At 70.5% G+C, this 16339-nt stretch carries 8 protein-coding genes; all 8 read right to left on the bottom strand.

All coding sequences use genetic code 11. The features are described from left to right. Positions 1–12: 12 nt before the first annotated feature. From HZU84_RS18060 to pglX, 8 genes are read right to left on the bottom strand one after another with little or no spacing between them, the layout of a single operon-like run. Positions 13–2034 carry a DEAD/DEAH box helicase gene (locus tag HZU84_RS18060; protein WP_180693051.1) on the bottom strand — a complete coding sequence of 674 codons (2022 nt, stop codon included), beginning with the start codon at positions 2032–2034 and terminating at the stop codon, positions 13–15. Next, a complete protein-coding gene (brxD, locus tag HZU84_RS18055) occupies positions 2031–3341 on the bottom strand; it encodes a BREX system ATP-binding protein BrxD (RefSeq protein WP_149501944.1) in 1311 nt (436 codons plus the stop codon). The genes HZU84_RS18060 and brxD overlap by 4 nt, the downstream gene beginning before the upstream one ends. Next, positions 3338–6124: a BREX-2 system phosphatase PglZ gene (gene pglZ / locus HZU84_RS18050; protein ID WP_244954265.1), complete on the bottom strand. Its 2787-nt coding sequence runs from the start codon at positions 6122–6124 to the stop codon at positions 3338–3340. Before pglZ ends, brxD begins: the two co-directional genes overlap by 4 nt. 2 nt (positions 6125–6126) lie before the next feature. Continuing rightward, the gene (locus HZU84_RS18045) at positions 6127–9873 is read right to left on the bottom strand and encodes a BREX-2 system ATPase PglY family protein (protein ID WP_180693050.1); all 3747 of its coding nucleotides are present in this window, start codon (positions 9871–9873) and stop codon (positions 6127–6129) included. Positions 9874–9901: 28 nt separating this feature from the next. Next, positions 9902–11347, bottom strand: coding sequence for a hypothetical protein (locus HZU84_RS18040; RefSeq protein WP_149501942.1), 1446 nt, complete (start codon positions 11345–11347; stop codon positions 9902–9904). Next, the gene (locus HZU84_RS18035; RefSeq protein WP_149501940.1) at positions 11344–12726 is read right to left on the bottom strand and encodes a ParA family protein; all 1383 of its coding nucleotides are present in this window, start codon (positions 12724–12726) and stop codon (positions 11344–11346) included. The genes HZU84_RS18040 and HZU84_RS18035 overlap by 4 nt, the downstream gene beginning before the upstream one ends. Next, positions 12723–13181 carry a hypothetical protein gene (locus HZU84_RS18030; protein WP_149501938.1) on the bottom strand — a complete coding sequence of 153 codons (459 nt, stop codon included), beginning with the start codon at positions 13179–13181 and terminating at the stop codon, positions 12723–12725. The genes HZU84_RS18035 and HZU84_RS18030 overlap by 4 nt, the downstream gene beginning before the upstream one ends. Beyond that, positions 13178–16255, bottom strand: coding sequence for a BREX-2 system adenine-specific DNA-methyltransferase PglX (gene pglX, locus HZU84_RS18025; protein WP_310734055.1), 3078 nt, complete (start codon positions 16253–16255; stop codon positions 13178–13180). The genes HZU84_RS18030 and pglX overlap by 4 nt, the downstream gene beginning before the upstream one ends. Positions 16256–16339 lie beyond the last annotated feature (84 nt).

Raw genomic sequence — 16339 nt, 5'->3', positions numbered from 1 at the left:
GAAATCACCCGCTCAGGCCGAGCTCAAGCCCAGTCTTGCCACCACCATGCGCGACAAACCATCTGGCGGCAGCATGTCCGCGAACTTGAAGGGACGTGCCAGCTCAGCCAGTTCCTCTGCGCCGAGGACGGGATCGAGGTCGGACGTGAAGACCACGGCACGCGGATCGGTGCGCCAGGTGATGGACAGTCCGTCGCTCCTGCTGGCGCCGGCATGGCGCCAGGCCAGTTGCTGACGCCGATTGGCATCGGTTCCTGCATAGGTCCACATGAGCCACGTCGATGCGCTCTGGGCCTGCACCGCAGGCGGATCGACCTGTGTCGGCATCACGTCCATCAGGTCGTGCAGCGTGGCTGCCGCGCGCCTGGACAGGCTGGCCACACCAGCATCTCCGCTGCGCAGAAGATCTCGCACGGCCATGGCCACCTCGGCGCTCATGCCCCGCGCGCTGCCCATCCAGCGGGCCTGGCCGCCCTGGGCGGCGGGTTCCAGCCAGACCACGCGACGCTTCCAGTCGATCTCGCGCACGATCCAGCTGCGGCCGCTCAGCAGAACCCGTCTGGGCTCCTCCTGCTTGCCCAGCAGGACCGTCGGGTCCAGATAGCCCACTTCCGCCGTGCCGTGCTTGCCGACGAGCTGATCGGGGCCGGTGAAGGTGACAAGCAGGTCGCGGTAGTGGCTGCGCTCGTGCTGGCTCTGTGCCTGCGGACCGATCTGCACCCATCCGGGCTCCGGGCTCGCCAGATGGCCTTGTGCCACCAGATGATCGAGACAGGCATGCACGCCTGCGGGCTCCAGCTCCGGGAAGCTGTCCGTCAGCCGGATGTGCAGTTCGGAGACGGTCATCTGCCCGTGCTCCAGCACCATCAGCAGCGACTGCTGGACGAGCACGTTCCAGGGCTGGACAGGCGGCAGGGCTTTTTCCACCCATCCCCGTGACCAGAGCCTGCAGAGGGCGGCAGCGCTCAGCAAGGCCGTTTCGCTGGTCGTGAGGAACAGGCAGTTGCGAGCGCTCCCGGCGCGCCGGCCGCTGCGGCCCATGCGCTGCAGGAACGAGCTGACCGAGCCCGGTGCATCGATCTGGATCACGCGGTCCAGATCGCCGACATCGATGCCAAGCTCCAGGGTGGAGGTCGCCACGATCACGCAGTCGCGCTCCTGCGCGAAGGCGTCCTCGGCATGCCGTCGCTCGGCCACCGACAGTGAAGCATGGCTGACGAAGGTGCGCACCCCCAGCTCGCGCAGCCCGGTCCCCAGGTTCTCGGCGCTGGCACGTGAATCGCAGAACACCAGACGCTTTTCGCCCCGATGCAGACGCGAGATCACGATGGCGGCATTCTCCAGCGACCCCACATGGTCGAGGGTCACATCCGCCTCCGTGCTCACGCTGGAGCTGCCCACCACCTGGCGCGATCCGCAGGGCGCGAACCAGTCCAGCAGCTCGTCGGGGTTGGAGACCGTCGCGGACAGGCCGATGCGTTGCAGCGGGTGATCTGCATAGCGGTCGATGCGCGTGATCACGCTGCGCAGATGCCAGCCGCGATCGCCGGCGGCAAAGGCGTGCAGCTCGTCGGCGATCACGCAGCGCATCTGGCCGAACCAGGCCTCGCGCTCCAGACGGGGCGAGATCAGCATGCCTTCGAGCGATTCGGGGGTCGTGAGCAGCACATCGGGCGGATCACTCAGGATCCTGCGCTTGCGTGCCACCGAGACATCGCCGTGCCAGACCTCCACCCGGCGGCCCACCAGGCCCGCGTAGTGCGCAAGCCGGGGCTCCAGATTGTTCAGCAGCGCCTTGATCGGACAGACGTACAGCACACTTGTGCCGGTCCAGTGTTCGTCGAGCATGCGCGACAGCACGGGCAGGAAGGCAGCTTCGGTCTTGCCTCCGGCGGTCGGTGCCAGCAGCAGGCCATGCTGGCCGGACTGGATCGGCGCGATCGCCGCCAGCTGGGTCGGTCTCAGCGTCGACCAGCCCAGCGTGTTGACGATGTGGTGCCGCAGTGCCGGATGCAGCCGATCGAAGTCGCTCACAGATCGATGTCGTCCACGGACAGCGCGCTGGCGGCCGCGCGCTCGTTGACGGTCATCTCCCGCTCGACCAGCGTGAGCTGATAGTGCCGGCGGGGATCGAAGTCCGCGTGCAGCTCGATGCGATCGAGCACGTCGGCCACCAGTTTCTTCAGGAACAGCCGAGGCGCCACGCCCACCTTGCCACCCAGGCCTCCTGCCACCGCCCGTGCGAGCTGCTCGACATAGGCATCATCGGCCCGACGTCGCAGCCGCTCCTCGCAGGCCCGTCCTGCGGCGTAGAGATCGCGCACCTTGCGTCCGACCGCCAGCAGCGAGCCCTGGTCGAAGGCGGCCAGGCGGATCTGAACTGCCCGCGGATTGTCGAAGCGCTGGTCGGTGCCGAAGTCCACATGCAGTCTCTGCGCCAGCGGGGCCAGGCGCTGCACGCCTTGCGGACCGTCGAAGAAGGCCGGCGTGCCGGTGATCACCAGATACAGGCCGGGGTAGCGCCCGGCATCGATCTCGTCGATCCACTGTCGCAGCGCGTTCAGGCCTTTCTCGCGGGCGTCTGCGCGCATGCGCTGCAGCGTCTCGACCTCGTCGAGCACGAGCAGCAGGCCGCTGTAGCCGCTGTCGCGCAGGATGGTCAGCAGACCGGCGAGGAAGTTCGCGGCCGCAAAATGATCGAGATCGCCCTTGATGCCGGCACGGCGCTTCACGCTGGCGGCCACATTGGGCTGGCCGGCCAGCCAGGCGATCAGCCCGTCGGCGATCTGCATGTTCCCTTCGGCCAGCGCCTGGCGGTAGGCCCGCAGCACGGCCGCGAAGGCCGGGGCCGCGCGGCTGATGCTGGCCAGCCTGGCCTCCATCAGGGCATTGGTGCGATCGAGCAGGGCGGCGGTGTCGCTGGCATCCAGCGTCTCGTCGGCCAGGACGTCCTGTTCGAGCGCAAAGAACCAGCCGTCGATCACGGTGCGAAAGGCGCCCTGCGGGGTGTCGGCGGTCGACAGATGCTCGACCAGGCGCCGGTACACCGTCTCCAGGCGGTGCAGCGGCGTTTCCGTCTCGTTGATCTGCACCTCGCTGGTGACATGGCCCAGGGCGCGGGCACGTTCCTGGAGCCAGCGTCCGAAGAAGGTCTTGCCGCTGCCGTACTCGCCCCGCACGGCCTTGAATCCGGCCCGGCCCCGGGCCACGCTGTCGAGTTCCTCGTCGAGGCAGGGCGCCAGGGCCTCGATGCCGACGGCCAACGCGTCCAGTCCGGCGCCTGGCACGGTTCCCCGGCGCAGGGCGCTGACGATCTCTTCCCGTCGTGCGGCGCTGATCATGATGCTTGTGCTCCCGCTGTTCTGCCCGCCCCCGTGCCGAGCTGGAACTGCACCGCCAGCAGCTCGCGGTTGAGCTCGACCACACCGGCACGCTCATCTACCACCAGCACCGGGGCCTGGTCCACGTTCAGCAGCCTGCGTGCCGCGCTCAGCACACCGCCCAGGCGGATCTCCGCCAGACCCAGGCGCTGGGCCAGCGCTGTCCTGCCCAGCTTGCCGCCCCGCTCGCCCAGGGCGTCCAGCAGACACCGCAACTGCGCCTCCGGCAGCTGGACCCGGGCCGCAAGCTGCTTCTGTGAGGCATAGATCGGGCTGGAGATCAGGGCGCCGATCCAGTCGGATGCCGCGGACATCACCGGCACGCCCGGCGTGACCACCGGTTCCGGATCCTGGACCGGAACCGGTGCCTCCTCCTCGGTGAAGAGCTGCGGATGGCGTGCGGACTTCGGTGCCTGGCGCGGTGCACCGGGGCGACGTGAAGGCGCCTTGGTCGGGGTCGGGGCATCGGCCTGGGGCAGCACGGCGCCGGGCAGATCCCACCATTCAGGATGCTGGGGCGGCGCAGCCTTCCAGCCGGGCACGTCCATGCCAAAGGGGGCGAACACGCTCATCGGCACCACCACCTCGGCCGGCGAGGCCCCGCCGTGGTAGCCGTTCTTGCGGCCCGAGTAGCGTGCGGTCTCGCTCCACAGCAGCACGGCCTGGTCCTGTCCGTCGGGGGTGTGCACGCGGTGACCCGACACGGCGATCTCCGCAGCCGCCTCCGCCCGGAGGCCGGGGCGCCAGCGCTCGCCTCCGGTGACGGTGCCGACCTGCTGGCTGCCGTCCTCCAGCACATGACCGTGGTCGGCGGTGACCACCACCACCCGTCGCGCCGTCAGCGCCTCGCGCAGGATCGGCAGCATCAGCCGCAGATCCTGAAGATCCCAGCGCTGGTGCAGCTGCTGCGGCCCGCCGAGGTGATCGTCCACGGCGTTGTGGACCACGCCGACCACCTTCAGCGCGGGGTTGCCGATCGCCGCGCGCACGTCGGTGGCCAGGTGACCGTCGTCGATCAGGTCGGCCTTGTGGAACAGCCGCGGGCGTTCCTGGGGCGAGCCCAGCAGGGTCAGACCGGGATGGCTGGCGAAGGCCAGCTTCTCCTCCGACTGTCCGCCCCGGGTGATGCGTCCGGCCAGCAGGCTGGCCCGGCTGACCGTGGTCACCGTCGGCAGCACGGCCAGGCCGCAGTCCGGCCGCTGGGCCTCTTGCCGCAGGATCTCGGTCCAGCCGTGGCGCTCGCAGCGGTCGAACAGCTCGCGGAAGATCGACACGCTCAGGCCGTCCACCACCAGCAGCAGCACCGGATGATGGCGGGCCAGCGGCGCCACGACACGGTCCAGTGCCTGCTCGACCGGCAGGCCGCGGGCTCCTGGCGTGCGGGCCGAGCCGATGGCCTGGCTCAGGGCCAGCGCGAAGGACCGGGCATCCTGCTCACGGCGGGCCTGCACCGCGGTGCGCAGCCGGGCATAGGCCTCGGACAGCGCAGCCTGTTCGTCGCCGCCGAGCAGGCGCGCGCGCGCCCAGTCGACATAGGCGCCTTCGTCGGCCTGCTGCGCCGCCAGGGCGTCGAGGTCTGCAGGCGAGGCCGATGCCGGCCGGCCCGCCTGGCCCCACCAGCGCGCCAGGCGTCTTGACATGCACACCCGCTCGCTGCGCAGGGTCTGGGATGCCGCCAGGTGATGCTGCAGCACCGCGTTGGCCGTCTCCTCCACAGCGGCCATCTGCGCCTCGCCCGGAGCCTCCACCTGAGCCTGCAGGGCCTGGGCATGGCGTGCCAGGCGTTGTTCGAATCCCAGCGGCAGCAGGTCGCTGTGATGTGCGTGTTCGGCCACCCGCAATTCGCCCAGCAGGGTGTCTGCCCGATCCAGCGCGCCGCGCAGCGTCTCCAGCGGCAGGGTCCGGGCCAGCTGGCGGGCGTCTTCGCTCCAGCGCCGGGCGGCGACGAGGCCCAGGGGCTGGTCACCGATGTGGCGCTCCATGCGCACGGCGGCGGTGGCCAGCGCCGCATCGCCTTCGCCGCGCGGCGAGAACACCACCCCGCAGGCCAGCGCCAGGGCGAGCGCGTCGCCGGTGCGGCCAGCCAGGATGCAGCGTACCGTCAGCTCGCCGCCGGCGCCGGCCTGCTCGCTCAGCCACTTCAGCGTGTCGCGCCGGCCGCGCTCGGGCAGGCGGGCCAGCCTCGGATCGGCGTCCGGGCGCAGGGTCCAGGCCAGCAGCGCACAGGCATCGGGCCGGGCGCTGTCCAGCCCCAGCCCTCGCACCAGCACCTCGCGCCAGGCGGTCTCGGCATCCAGGAAGCCGCTGGCCACCGGCACATACGGCCCCTGAGCGGCCAGATCGACCAGCACCTGCGGCATCCAGTCGTGGGCGCCGAGCCGGGCATCGGTGCCCTGCGCGCCGAAGAGCTGGCGCACGATCTCCCAGCCCTGGGGCTGGAACAGCCGGCCGCGGGCCAGCCGCGCCACCACATCGGCCGGCAGGTCCTGTTCGCCCAGCGGCGTCAGCAGCACCAGTCCGCAGCCCTCGGAGGCGCCTTCCTGCTCCAGGCGGTCGAGGGCCTCGCGCAGGGCCAGACGGCTCTCGCACCAGCACAGCTCGAAGTGCCGCTCGCGGCGTGTCAGCCCGTTCGGCCAGGCCTGCCGGCTCGCGCTGCGCAGCGCGACCACGCGCGTGTGCGGGTCGCGGTCGAGCAGCGCATCGATCTGCGCCGCGATCTGGGCTTCGTTGACGGACAGGGCCATGCTCACGCCGGCTTCCTCCGGCGCACCAGACGCCAGCTCAGGGTCAGCTCCAGATCGCTCCCGGCGGCGGCGATCTGCTCCTGCAGCTGCGCCAGCGCGGCGCGGGCCGCCTGCCCGTCCATCACCCGGTGGTTCTCCTCGCCGATCAGCTCGGTGCCCGGAGAGGGCGGCAGCGGGGGCGCAGAGGGTGGGCTCGGCTGCAGTCCGCCCGTCAGCGGCAGCGGGTGGGGAGGGGGGGGCACCGGTGCCGCTGCCGATGCAGGGGCCGCGGGCGCCGGTGGCGTGGCGGTCAGCAGGTCGGTGGCCATCTGCTCCAGGCCCTGCAGCCCGGGCCTGAGGGCCGAGACGTATTCGTCGGTGACCAGCAGCGTGGCCAGATCCTTCAGCAGGGCCTGGGCCTGGCGCATGCGCGGGTCGACGTCGCCCAGCCGGCCCAGGGCCTCGAACAGCGTCCAGCGCGTGCCGGCCAGCGTGTCGGCCAGCGCCTGTGCCTGGGCGATGGAGCGGCCCATCGCGGTCTCGGAGGTATCCACCTCCAGCCGGGCCAGCGTGGCGACCAGCAGCGTCTCGTCGGCCGCGGCCAGCGCCGCCAGGGCGGACTGCGCGGCCCGCGCGGTGCGCCAGCGGGCACCGTCCGATCCGCCGGCATGGCGCTCGCAGCGCGGGCGCAGGGCATCGACCAGGGCCTTGACGCCGCCCTGGCGCTCGCGCACGGCCTTGCGGACATCGGCCACCAGCTTGCCCACATTCGTGCCGCTGAGGGTCTGCGGTGCCACCACGCCCAGCAGCTCGCCGGCCAGCCGGATCGCGCGTTCCCAGTCGGCGGGTGCCGGCAGTGTCTGCTCGCGCAGCTCCACCTCGTCGGGCAGGCGATCGACCTCGGCCTCGAACGGCCCGCCGTTGAGCACCAGGCGGCGGTGGGTCTGCTGGGCCCAGGTCAGGATGATCAGGTTCTGCAGCTCGATCGGCAGGCCCTTCGGGCGCGGCTGGTCGATCCAGCCGCGCACCCGGCCCACGCTCAGCGCGCCGCCCTGCGGGTCCAGGGCCCGCTGCTGCGCGAAGTGGCTCTGCCAGTGGGTCTCGACGAGCAGGTGCGTGTCGCCCATGTGGCCCAGGCGCAGCGGGTGAACCACCGCACGCACGGTCTTGCGCAGGCCGGCGTCGCTGACCAGGCCGCGGTGCTGCGGCGCCTCCAGGGCGGCGCGCAGCTCCGGCCAGACGCGGCGCACCGCGGCGGTCTTGATCTCGCTCTCGAAGAGCGGATGCTCGGGATAGCGGTGGGTGAAGAGCTGGTCGAGCAGGTGCTCGAAGGCGGCCTGCAGGTTCGCGCCGACCGGCGGGCGGGGGGCCAGCGTCGGATCCAGGCTGCGGAACTGCTGCTCGGCGCTGAGCGCCTGGATGACCGAGGTGCGCGGCTCGCTGCGCACGCCGTAGGCCACCTCCAGGTGGCCGACCAGCTTGGTGCGCAGGGCATCGCGCTGGTTGCGGGCCAGGGCCCGGGCCTGCACCCGGTCGACATAGGACAGGTGCGTGGTGTAGGTGTCGAAGCGCTCGCCCTGCAGGATGTGGTCGAGGATCACGAAGCGCTTGAGATCACCCTCGGCCCTGGCGCTGAGGAAGGCGGGCAGCCAGACCAGCGTGTACGTGGGGCTGCCGCGGTAGTCGCCCAGGCGCGCCAGGTCGTCGGTCGGGCTGCGGTGCGCCTCGTCGAAGGGCAGGCCCAGCACCACGGTCCAGGCGCCGGTGCGGTCCTGGAGCCGGTCGTCGGCCATGTCGCGCACGTTCTCGTACACCACCTCGACCTCGCGGCGCGTGCCGCGCCAGGTCAGCTCGAAGTGATGGAACATCGCGCCCTTGTCCTCGATGCCCAGCTCCCTGAACAGCAGCTCGCGCACCGTCTTGCGCCGGTTGCCGGGGTTGTCCACCACCTCGGCGGCCTTGAGTACCGGCTCCAGATCGACCCCGGTGATCTGGATCGACACCACCGGGTTGCTGTCCTCGGTGACCTTGAGCTCGCCCACCTCGCCGGACCAGTCGCGCAGCTTGCTCAGCACCTGCTGCGCCTCCTGGCCGGGGATCGGCGAGCGGAAGGTGCCGTGGTTGAGCGCGGCCAGGCGCGGGGCGGTCAATGCCTTGAGCGATTCGACCTCGGGCACCAGCGCGGCCAGCAGCAGGGTCTTGATCAGCCGGGCGTCGTTGCGCAGCACGCGCGCGCGCGCCGGCTCGGCCTGGCCCTGCCGCACCGCCTCCCAGGTGGTGCCGGCCCGGGCCTCGAGCAGCGGCAGCAGGCGCTGGCCGAACAGGCGCTTGGCATTCTCGAAGTGCAGCCGCATGCCCTCCGAGAAGGGCTCGTCGCCCTCGGCGATCACGTCCCAGAGGTCGCCCACCGGGATCAGCTGGCCAAGCTCCAGGTCGGCGCGCCGGTCCACCAGCAGCTGCAGCATCAGCTTCAGCGCGGTGCGTTCGCGCTGCAGCGCCGACGACACCGCGATCAGCGTCTGCACCAGCGCCGGGCTGAAGGGATAGACCTTGCGGAACATGTCGCGGTCGGCGTCGGTGGTCAGCAGCGTGTCGAGCACGTCGCGGCGCAGGCGCAGCACATCGTCGAAGGCCTGCGACAGCGCCTTGCGCGCGGCATCGTCCACCGGGCGCAGCACCCGCTTCTCGGCGATCGCCGGCAGGTTGCGGTCTTCCAGCGTGATGCGGTGGAAGCGCGCCTCCCAGTGCTTGAGCACGTCGCTGAACTGCACGCCCGCCGCGCCGCTCAGGTTCTCGCCAACCAGGTCGCGCAGGTCGCGCTGGCGGGCCACGAAGCTGACCAGCGGGACCGGCCGATCGGCGTGCGTGGCCTCGACCAGCTTGACCAGCTTGGTGCCCTCGCGGCTGACGAAGCCGACATCGGCCGCATGGCTGGCCAGCCACAGCACCAGCTCGTCCAGGAACAGAATGACCGCGTCATAGCCCAGGTCGCGGGCATGGCGACTCATGATGGCCAGGCCGGCGTCCAGCGGCACGAAGGATTCGCCGGCCCCGGCCAGCGCCTGGTAGGCGGTGAAGAACTGGCTGATCAGCGCGCCCACCAGGCGGCCGCGCTCCTCGCCCTCGGGCGGCTCCAGCAGCGCCGCCTCGAAGCTGAGCGCATCCCAGCCGCCGTCCATCTCGCCCCAGCCGCTGCCAGCGTTGCCTGCGCTGGCGCCCGCCGCGCCAGGCGCCTCGTTGAGCTTGTCGAAGAAGGCGGCGTCGCCCAGGCGCTGGCGCAGCGCGCTCGCGTCCTTGAACAGCTCCTCGGCCAGGTAGAAGCCGGGCACCGGCGCGTCGGGATGCAGGCGCCGCACATGCGCGGCGTACTGGCCCAGCACGGCCGATTCCATGTCGATGGCGCCGATCATGTGATACGGCACCATCAGGAAGCGCTTGCCGCGTGCCCAGTCGAGCTGGGCCACCACCTCGGCCAGCTCCGGCATCGAGCGCGCCTGCGCATGGCCGGCCAGCAGCAGGTTGAGCACCGCCATGAAATGGCTCTTGCCCGAGCCGAAGGAGCCGTGCAGATAGGCCGCCTTGCTGCTGTGGCTGCTGACGGCCTGCTGGATGAAGCCCAGCGCGTTCCTGAACGCCGCGGCCAGCTCCGGCGTGACCACATAGTCGCGCAGCGTCTGCTCGGCCTGGGCCACGCCCTCGGACAGCTTGAGGACGAAGTCGCCCTGGTGCACCCGCTCGGGGATGGCGATGAGATCTCGGATCAATGGCATGAATGGGGCTCCCTCATTTCTTGTGGAATCACTTCAACGGCGTCACCCCGCCGCGGCGGCCCATGCCGTAGGCGATGCGGTAGGCGTCAGGCACCTGCACGCGGTCGCCGTCGATGCGCTGGACCATGCCGAGGGCTTCCAGGTCGATCAGCACGCCCTTGCCACCCTGGTCCAGGTGCGCTGGGGGCAGCTTGACGTTTTCATGCTGCAGCAAGCCCTGCAGCAGGCCCAAGGTGTCGTCGGCCGCCCACAGGGTGTCGATCTCGCTGGCCTTGCACGGCACCGTCAGCTTGCCCGTCAATGGCGCCATCACCAGGCGCACCCATGGATAGTCCTCGACGATCTCGGTCGCCCGGATGGAAGATGCCTTGCGCACTCCGCTCTGGATGCCGCGGTAGTCGATGGCCTGCGGCGCATCGGTGGCGGCCTCGGCGGCGGCCACACCCAGCGCGGCCAGGAAGCTGCGCGGGCTGACCTGGCCCACGCCGTCCACCAGGTGGTTGATCAGCCACGAGTAGGGCTTGCCCCGCTTGGTGCTGCTGCCCATGGCACGACCCGCCAGGCGCTCGAACAGCCGCTCCTGCAAGGCCTCGTCGGTGCGCAGCCTGTCGGGCACCAGCCAGGGCTGTGCGGCCACCGTGGGCACCGGCTGCTGCAGCAGCTCGGCCACCCACTGCTGCAGCGTCAGTGCCGCGTCGGCCGTGTTGCCCAGGCGCTGCAACAACAGCGCGTACAGGTCGGCCCGGCGCCACTCCAGCGATGCCTTTCCGGCCAGCAACTTGGAGAAGTCCGGGAAGCTGGTGATCTGAGGCGCCTGCAGGTTGTCGGGCCGGGCAAACACCTTGCAGCGGATGCGCCGGGTGGACCGCATGTCCAGCGCCACCTGCAGCAGGCTTCGGGCCAGCGGGTGGATCTGCGCCCAGTCGTCCGCCAGGCGGTCCAGCGCATCAAACAGCACCAGCAGGTGCTCCCCACGGTCGGCCAGGGCCTGGTCGGCCGCCTGCAGCGCGTGGGCATAGGCCTCGGGCCGGGCCTCGACCCAGGCCACGCGCTGATCCCAGCCCACCTGCTCGGCAAACCCGCCCGCCAGCCCCGCATGCACGCCGATGACGGCGCGCCAGATCGCGCGGGGCGTGTGCAGCCGGGTCAGCTGGGCCAAGGTGTCCGCATCGGGCCAGTGGGCGGGGGCCGCGTCGGTGCCAAAGCCCTGGCACACCCGCAAGCCGGCCGGCCAGCGCAACTGGCGAAAGTGCGCCTGCAAAAACTGCTGGTGCGAGGACTGCGCCATCTGCCGCCACCAGAAGGATTTGCCGGCGCCGCGGATGCCCTCCACCAAGGTGGCCTCCAGATCCAGCGCCCGGGCGTGGCTGGGCGGCAGGTAGGTGAACTCGGGCGGGGTGGTCTGGCCCGGGGTCTCGTCCAGCGTGCGGGTGGCCTCGATCAGGCCCTGCCGCAGGCGTTGCACATCGGTCATGGGCGGGCCTCCTGGCAGCGTTCGTGTACCCAGTTGATCAGCTCGCCGAAGATGAGCTCGACGTCCTGGGGCTCCGCGCTGCCGTCTCCCAGGTGCAGGCGGGGGTCGAACTCCTGGAACAGCTCGCTCCAGCGGATCCGCAGCGGGCTGTGCGGCGCCGACTCCTCAGCCTCCGGCGGGCTGAAGGGCGCCGGTGAGGCCGTAGCCGCTGCCGGGGCACTGGCACTGGCACTGGCACTGGCGGGAGCCTCGGGCGGAATGTCGTCGTACAGCCCCACGAACAGTTGGTAGGCCTGTTGCTTGAAGTGCTTGAGGCGCTCCGTCCCGCCCTTGACCGGCTGCAGCGCCCGCACCAGCTTCAGCCGTTCCCGCACATCGCTCACCACGTCGGGCCGCCGCTGCCAGTGGGCGAACAGCTGGCGGTAGCCGGCCCAGGTCTGCGCGCCATCGGTGGCAAACAGCAAGGCGCTGTCGGCCAGGCTGGTGATGGCCACGGCGGCCAGGTCGTGCAGGCCGGCGCGGCTGTCGATCAGCACCACATCGGCTTGCTCCTGCGCCTCCAGCTGCTCCAGCAGCCGGCGCAGGCGCGCGCCCAGGGGCTGCGGGCCGGCCGGGCTGGCCACGTCGGCATAGGCGCGGGCCAGCTTGGGCAGGTAGTCGCGCTCCTCGCGCCCCATGGCCGTGGCCACCCGCACGCTGCCGGGGGTGCCCGTGGCCAGCGGGCTGTCGGCCACCATGCCTGGCAGCAAGGCGGCGCCCTGCCCCACCGCGTCCTCCACCAGCCAGTCCACCAGGCCGAACTCGGGCACCTGCTCGGCGGGCAGCACCAGGCTGGACAAGCCGGGCGACTCCAGGTCGAAATCCACCAGCAGCACCCTGCGGCCTCGGCGGGCCAGGCCCCAGGCCGTCAGGCTCAGCGCGGTGGAGCGGCCCACGCCGCCCTTCAGGCCGAAGAACACCACCCGGTGGGCCTGGCCGTGCGCACCCGGCGCCGGGGTGCGCAGCCAGTCCTGGCCGGTGATCTGGCGGTCCAGCAGTTGGACGGTGCGCACGTCCAGGGGCTCACCGTCGGCGTCGTGACCCTGAGGCACGCGGGTGAAGTGCCAATCGGCGCTGTCAAACACGGCTGCGGGGTTGGAGAACTGGTCGCGGAACAACACCGTGGCGCCGCCCGACCACGGCCCCAGCGCCGCCTGGCCGGCCTCCAGCGTGGCCTTGCCACTGGCGGCATAACTCTTCTCGGTGGCGTCCACCGCAAAGCGCAGGCGGCCGTGTACATCTCGGATGACGCGCACGGCCGGCGTGGGCGGCAGCGCGGGGTCGGTGGCGGTGCGCGCCGCTTGGCGCAGCGCGTCCGCAAAGTGCAAGGGGCTCGTCATCGCAACACTCCATCCAGCAGGGCTTCGTCCAGCATCCGGGCCACCTCATCGGCGGCGGCCTGCCAGGCGGGCAGTGTCGCCGCAGGCAAGGCGTCTTCGTGCCAGTAGCGCTGGTCCACCGCCCAGTTGGCAAAGGCGGCCCGGCCCGGCAGCAAGGCCAGGTAGCGGTGGGCCAGCCGGCCGTCGGGGATCAGGTGGCCCAGCAGGTCCACCCGGTCGGCCAGCGTGGGCAGGTGCTCGCGGAACCGGCGCCGGTCGGGCAGCGAGCCATCGGCCTCGGGCACCACGCCCGCGGCCAGCAGCACCACCTTCAGCCCGCACTCCATCGCCAGGCCCCACAGCTGGCTGGCGTTGGCCGCACGGCCTTCGGCCCACAGCAGCTGGGCATCGCGGTGGTGGCGCCGGGCGCTGGCCACGTAGTCGACCCGGCGCGCCGGGCTGGGGCCGGTACTCATGCCGCCCCCTTGCGCGGCCGCCCGGCGCGCTTGCGGGCGACGGCGCCGGAGGCGGGCCGCCAGGCGCGCAGCTGGTCGAGCGTGAAGCCCAGCGCGCGGGCCTGGTCGGCGACGAAGCCGGCGAAGTAGTCGCCCATGCGTTCGCCGTAGACCGGGTCGAGCGTGTTGTGCCACTGCTGCAGCCACGGCACCAGCTCCAGCAGGCCGGCCAGCAGCGGCTGCAGGCGCGCGGGCTCCCAGCCCTCGTTGTCCTTCATGTCGAGCAGGTAGCCGGCCAGCGCGGTGGCCTGCTGCAGCGGGGTCCAGCCGGCCCAGGCCAGCGGCGGGGTGCCGTCGGCGCCGCGTTCGCAGCCGGGGTAGCTGATCCAGCGCTCCTTGGGCACGTCCAGTGCTCCGCGTAAGTCCCAGTACGAGGTCGCTGTGAAGTCTTCGCTTTTGTACTTTGGTGGTACGGCGATCGCTCCGACCTGTGCGTCTTTGTCTTCCTGCTGCTGGCGGGCGATCTCGGCTGCGAGCTGCTGCTCGATCCAGGCCTGGGCGTCGGTCAGCGTGGCGCTGCCGAACTGCGCGTGGGCCTGCTCGGTCAGCTCGGCGCGCCAGGCCTCGGCGTTGTCGGCGATGACCCGGGCGTCGATGGCGTCTTCCTGGCGCTGCAGCGTCCAGGTGTCCTGCCACTGGGCGCGCTTGCGCAGGCCGGTCTCGGTGTAGCGCAGCACCGGCAGGAAGGGCACCGACTCGGCCGCCACCAGCTCCTGCACCAGCCGCAGCAGGTCGAAGCCGGCCTGGCCGGCGTAGAGCTCGGCCACCTGCAGGAAGTCGGCGTCGTGCGCCACCGCGTCGGCCAGGCGACGCACGCTGACGAGCTGCGCCGGCTGCTCGTCGCTGGCGGGCCAGAGCCGGGGCGCCTCCAGGCGGTCGAGCAGCCACTCGCGCAGTGCGGCCTGTTCCATCTCCTCCCACTCGGGAGTGTTCCAGCGGCGCTTGTAGTCTGGGCGTTCGAGCAGACTGATCGCTGTGCTGGATTCGATCAGGTCGATGCGACGCTGCACTGTGCGGCGGTAGGCCTCGGGCCAGTGCGCCGGCACCTCGGTGACGGGGGTGGAGCCATGGCGCTCGAACCAGGTGCTCTGCTCCTGGCCGGCGGCCATGCGGCGCGCCAGCACGATCTCGAAGGCACGTTCGCCCAGCGCAACCGGTATAGGGGCCATGACCAAGTGTTCAAGATCCTGTGCCTGCACATTTTCAGGAAGCAAGCCGTAAAGCCCGTAGCACTGCCAGTCCAGCTCTTCCTGCAGGCCAATCATCTGTCTGAGAACGTACTCAGCCGATCCGCTAGCGCAGTCCAAGTCTTCCCGGCTGGGAAGCTGAGGAAGTGCCATGACAGCCCGTGGCAAGCACGTTTGACGCTGCAGGCTCAGTTCTTCCAGCCGCTTGGCAAGATCCAGCGGGCGCGACGCAGGCAGCGGAAGCTCTGCAACATTCGTAGCGTTGAAGGCGTAGCGCTCTTCTCTCGTGCGCTTGCCGGCAAGATGAGCTCCTTTTTTCTGGCACACCTGCTTCAGCCAGAAGCACGCCACCGACGAATTCAGCAACCCCAGCAGCCCCAGGTGCTCGTCTTCGCTGCTGCCGGCGGGCAGCTTGATGACCGGGGCGGTCTGCTTGAACACCTTGCCGCCGCGGTCGAGGACGAAGTGGTTGTGGGTGGCAACCTCGGCGAAGGTGATGGTGAGGGGCTGAACAAGGCGAGCCCGATAGACCTCACGAAGGTCCCACCACCGCAGGCCCTTCTGCTCAACTGGTACGCCAAACGCCTTGCGATCTTTCAGCGACGTACGGTAGTTCCACAAACCTTTGGCATGGGCTAGCTTGATGTCTCCTCCAACATCTTTGCCCAAGTCGCTGTAAGGCCAGAGCACGGCCAAATCAGAAAAGCAGGTCCAATCCCGAACGACATCACCTTCAACGATGGTCTTGGCTCCAGAGAACCCCAGCCGATTCACTGCGCTTGTTGGCAGCATCAGGCAGTTGTCTTCTCCTGTGATGACCGAATAGCCTATGTCGGCTCGGATCTCTCTCAGCCTGACTGAACCTTCTTCGATCTGCTCTCGAAGTTCTGACGCACCACCCCCTCCCAGGCTCCACGGGTGCTTGCCGAACGTCGCCCGCGGCGTGTCGGCGACGCTGATGAATTCGCTCTCGCTGCCCGGCCGGTCGATCTGGTCGACGATGGCGCTCCAGACCCAGCCCCGCGCCGGGTCGTCCGGCGTGCTGGGCTCGCCCTTGATGCCCATCACCGTGCGCACCGCCGCCAGCATCGGCTTGCGGTGACGGCCAAAGAGGATGACGGTGGGCGTGCCGTGGCCGGGAATGTAGGCGCCCGAGGTGTCGACCACATGCGTCAGGTCCAGCCGCGGCAGCACCTCCTCGATCAGCTTCGAGCCGAACTCGCGCTTCATGAAGGAATTGGCGGTGATCAGCCCGACATGGCCCGCCTCGGTCGAACCCTGGGGAGAAACAGCCAGCTCGAAGAAACGCTCGGTAAACGGCGCGCCGAGCGAATATTGCCGATGGCAGCTCGCGTATTTCAGCCGGTAGGCCGCATTCAGCGCCTTGTCACCCACCACGATGTACGGCGGATTGCCCACCACCGCGTGGTACTGCCGGCCCAGGATCTGGTTGACCTGCTCCAGATCCTCGCTGAGATAGGCGTGGTCCAGCCCGTATTGCGCCAGCGCCTCGGCCGCCTCGAACAGCGAATCGGTCTGCGTCAGCCCGAACCGGCGCCCGTGCAGCAGGCTGTCGCCGATGGCCACATGCACCTTGAAGTCCGGCGCATCGGCCAGCCGGCCCACCTCGGCCACCTGCAGCGCCGCCACCCACAGGCGAAAGCGCGCGATCGCCACCGCGAACGGGTTCAGGTCCACGCCGGCCACGCCGTCGAGCGCTTTCTGCGCGATGTCGCGCGGGTTGCGCCCCGGCTCGTGCCGCAGCCACTCGCCCACCAGCCGCCGGAAGCCCCCCAGCAGAAAGTCGGGCCGCCGCAGAAAACGGAAAAAATCGTACGCTAAGGCCACCCCACAGGCCGAAGCGGCCGGAACCGCCCCTTGCCGGGCACGCCGCCGCGCCAGACGTAGTCACCGGTCAGGTTGATGTGGTTC

Origin of the sequence: Sphaerotilus sulfidivorans (assembly GCF_013426975.1) — a bacterium.
GTDB lineage: Bacteria > Pseudomonadota > Gammaproteobacteria > Burkholderiales > Burkholderiaceae_C > Sphaerotilus > Sphaerotilus sulfidivorans.
The sequence above is the reverse complement of the archived record's forward strand: the minus strand, read 5'-3'. Positions and strand labels throughout refer to the sequence as shown.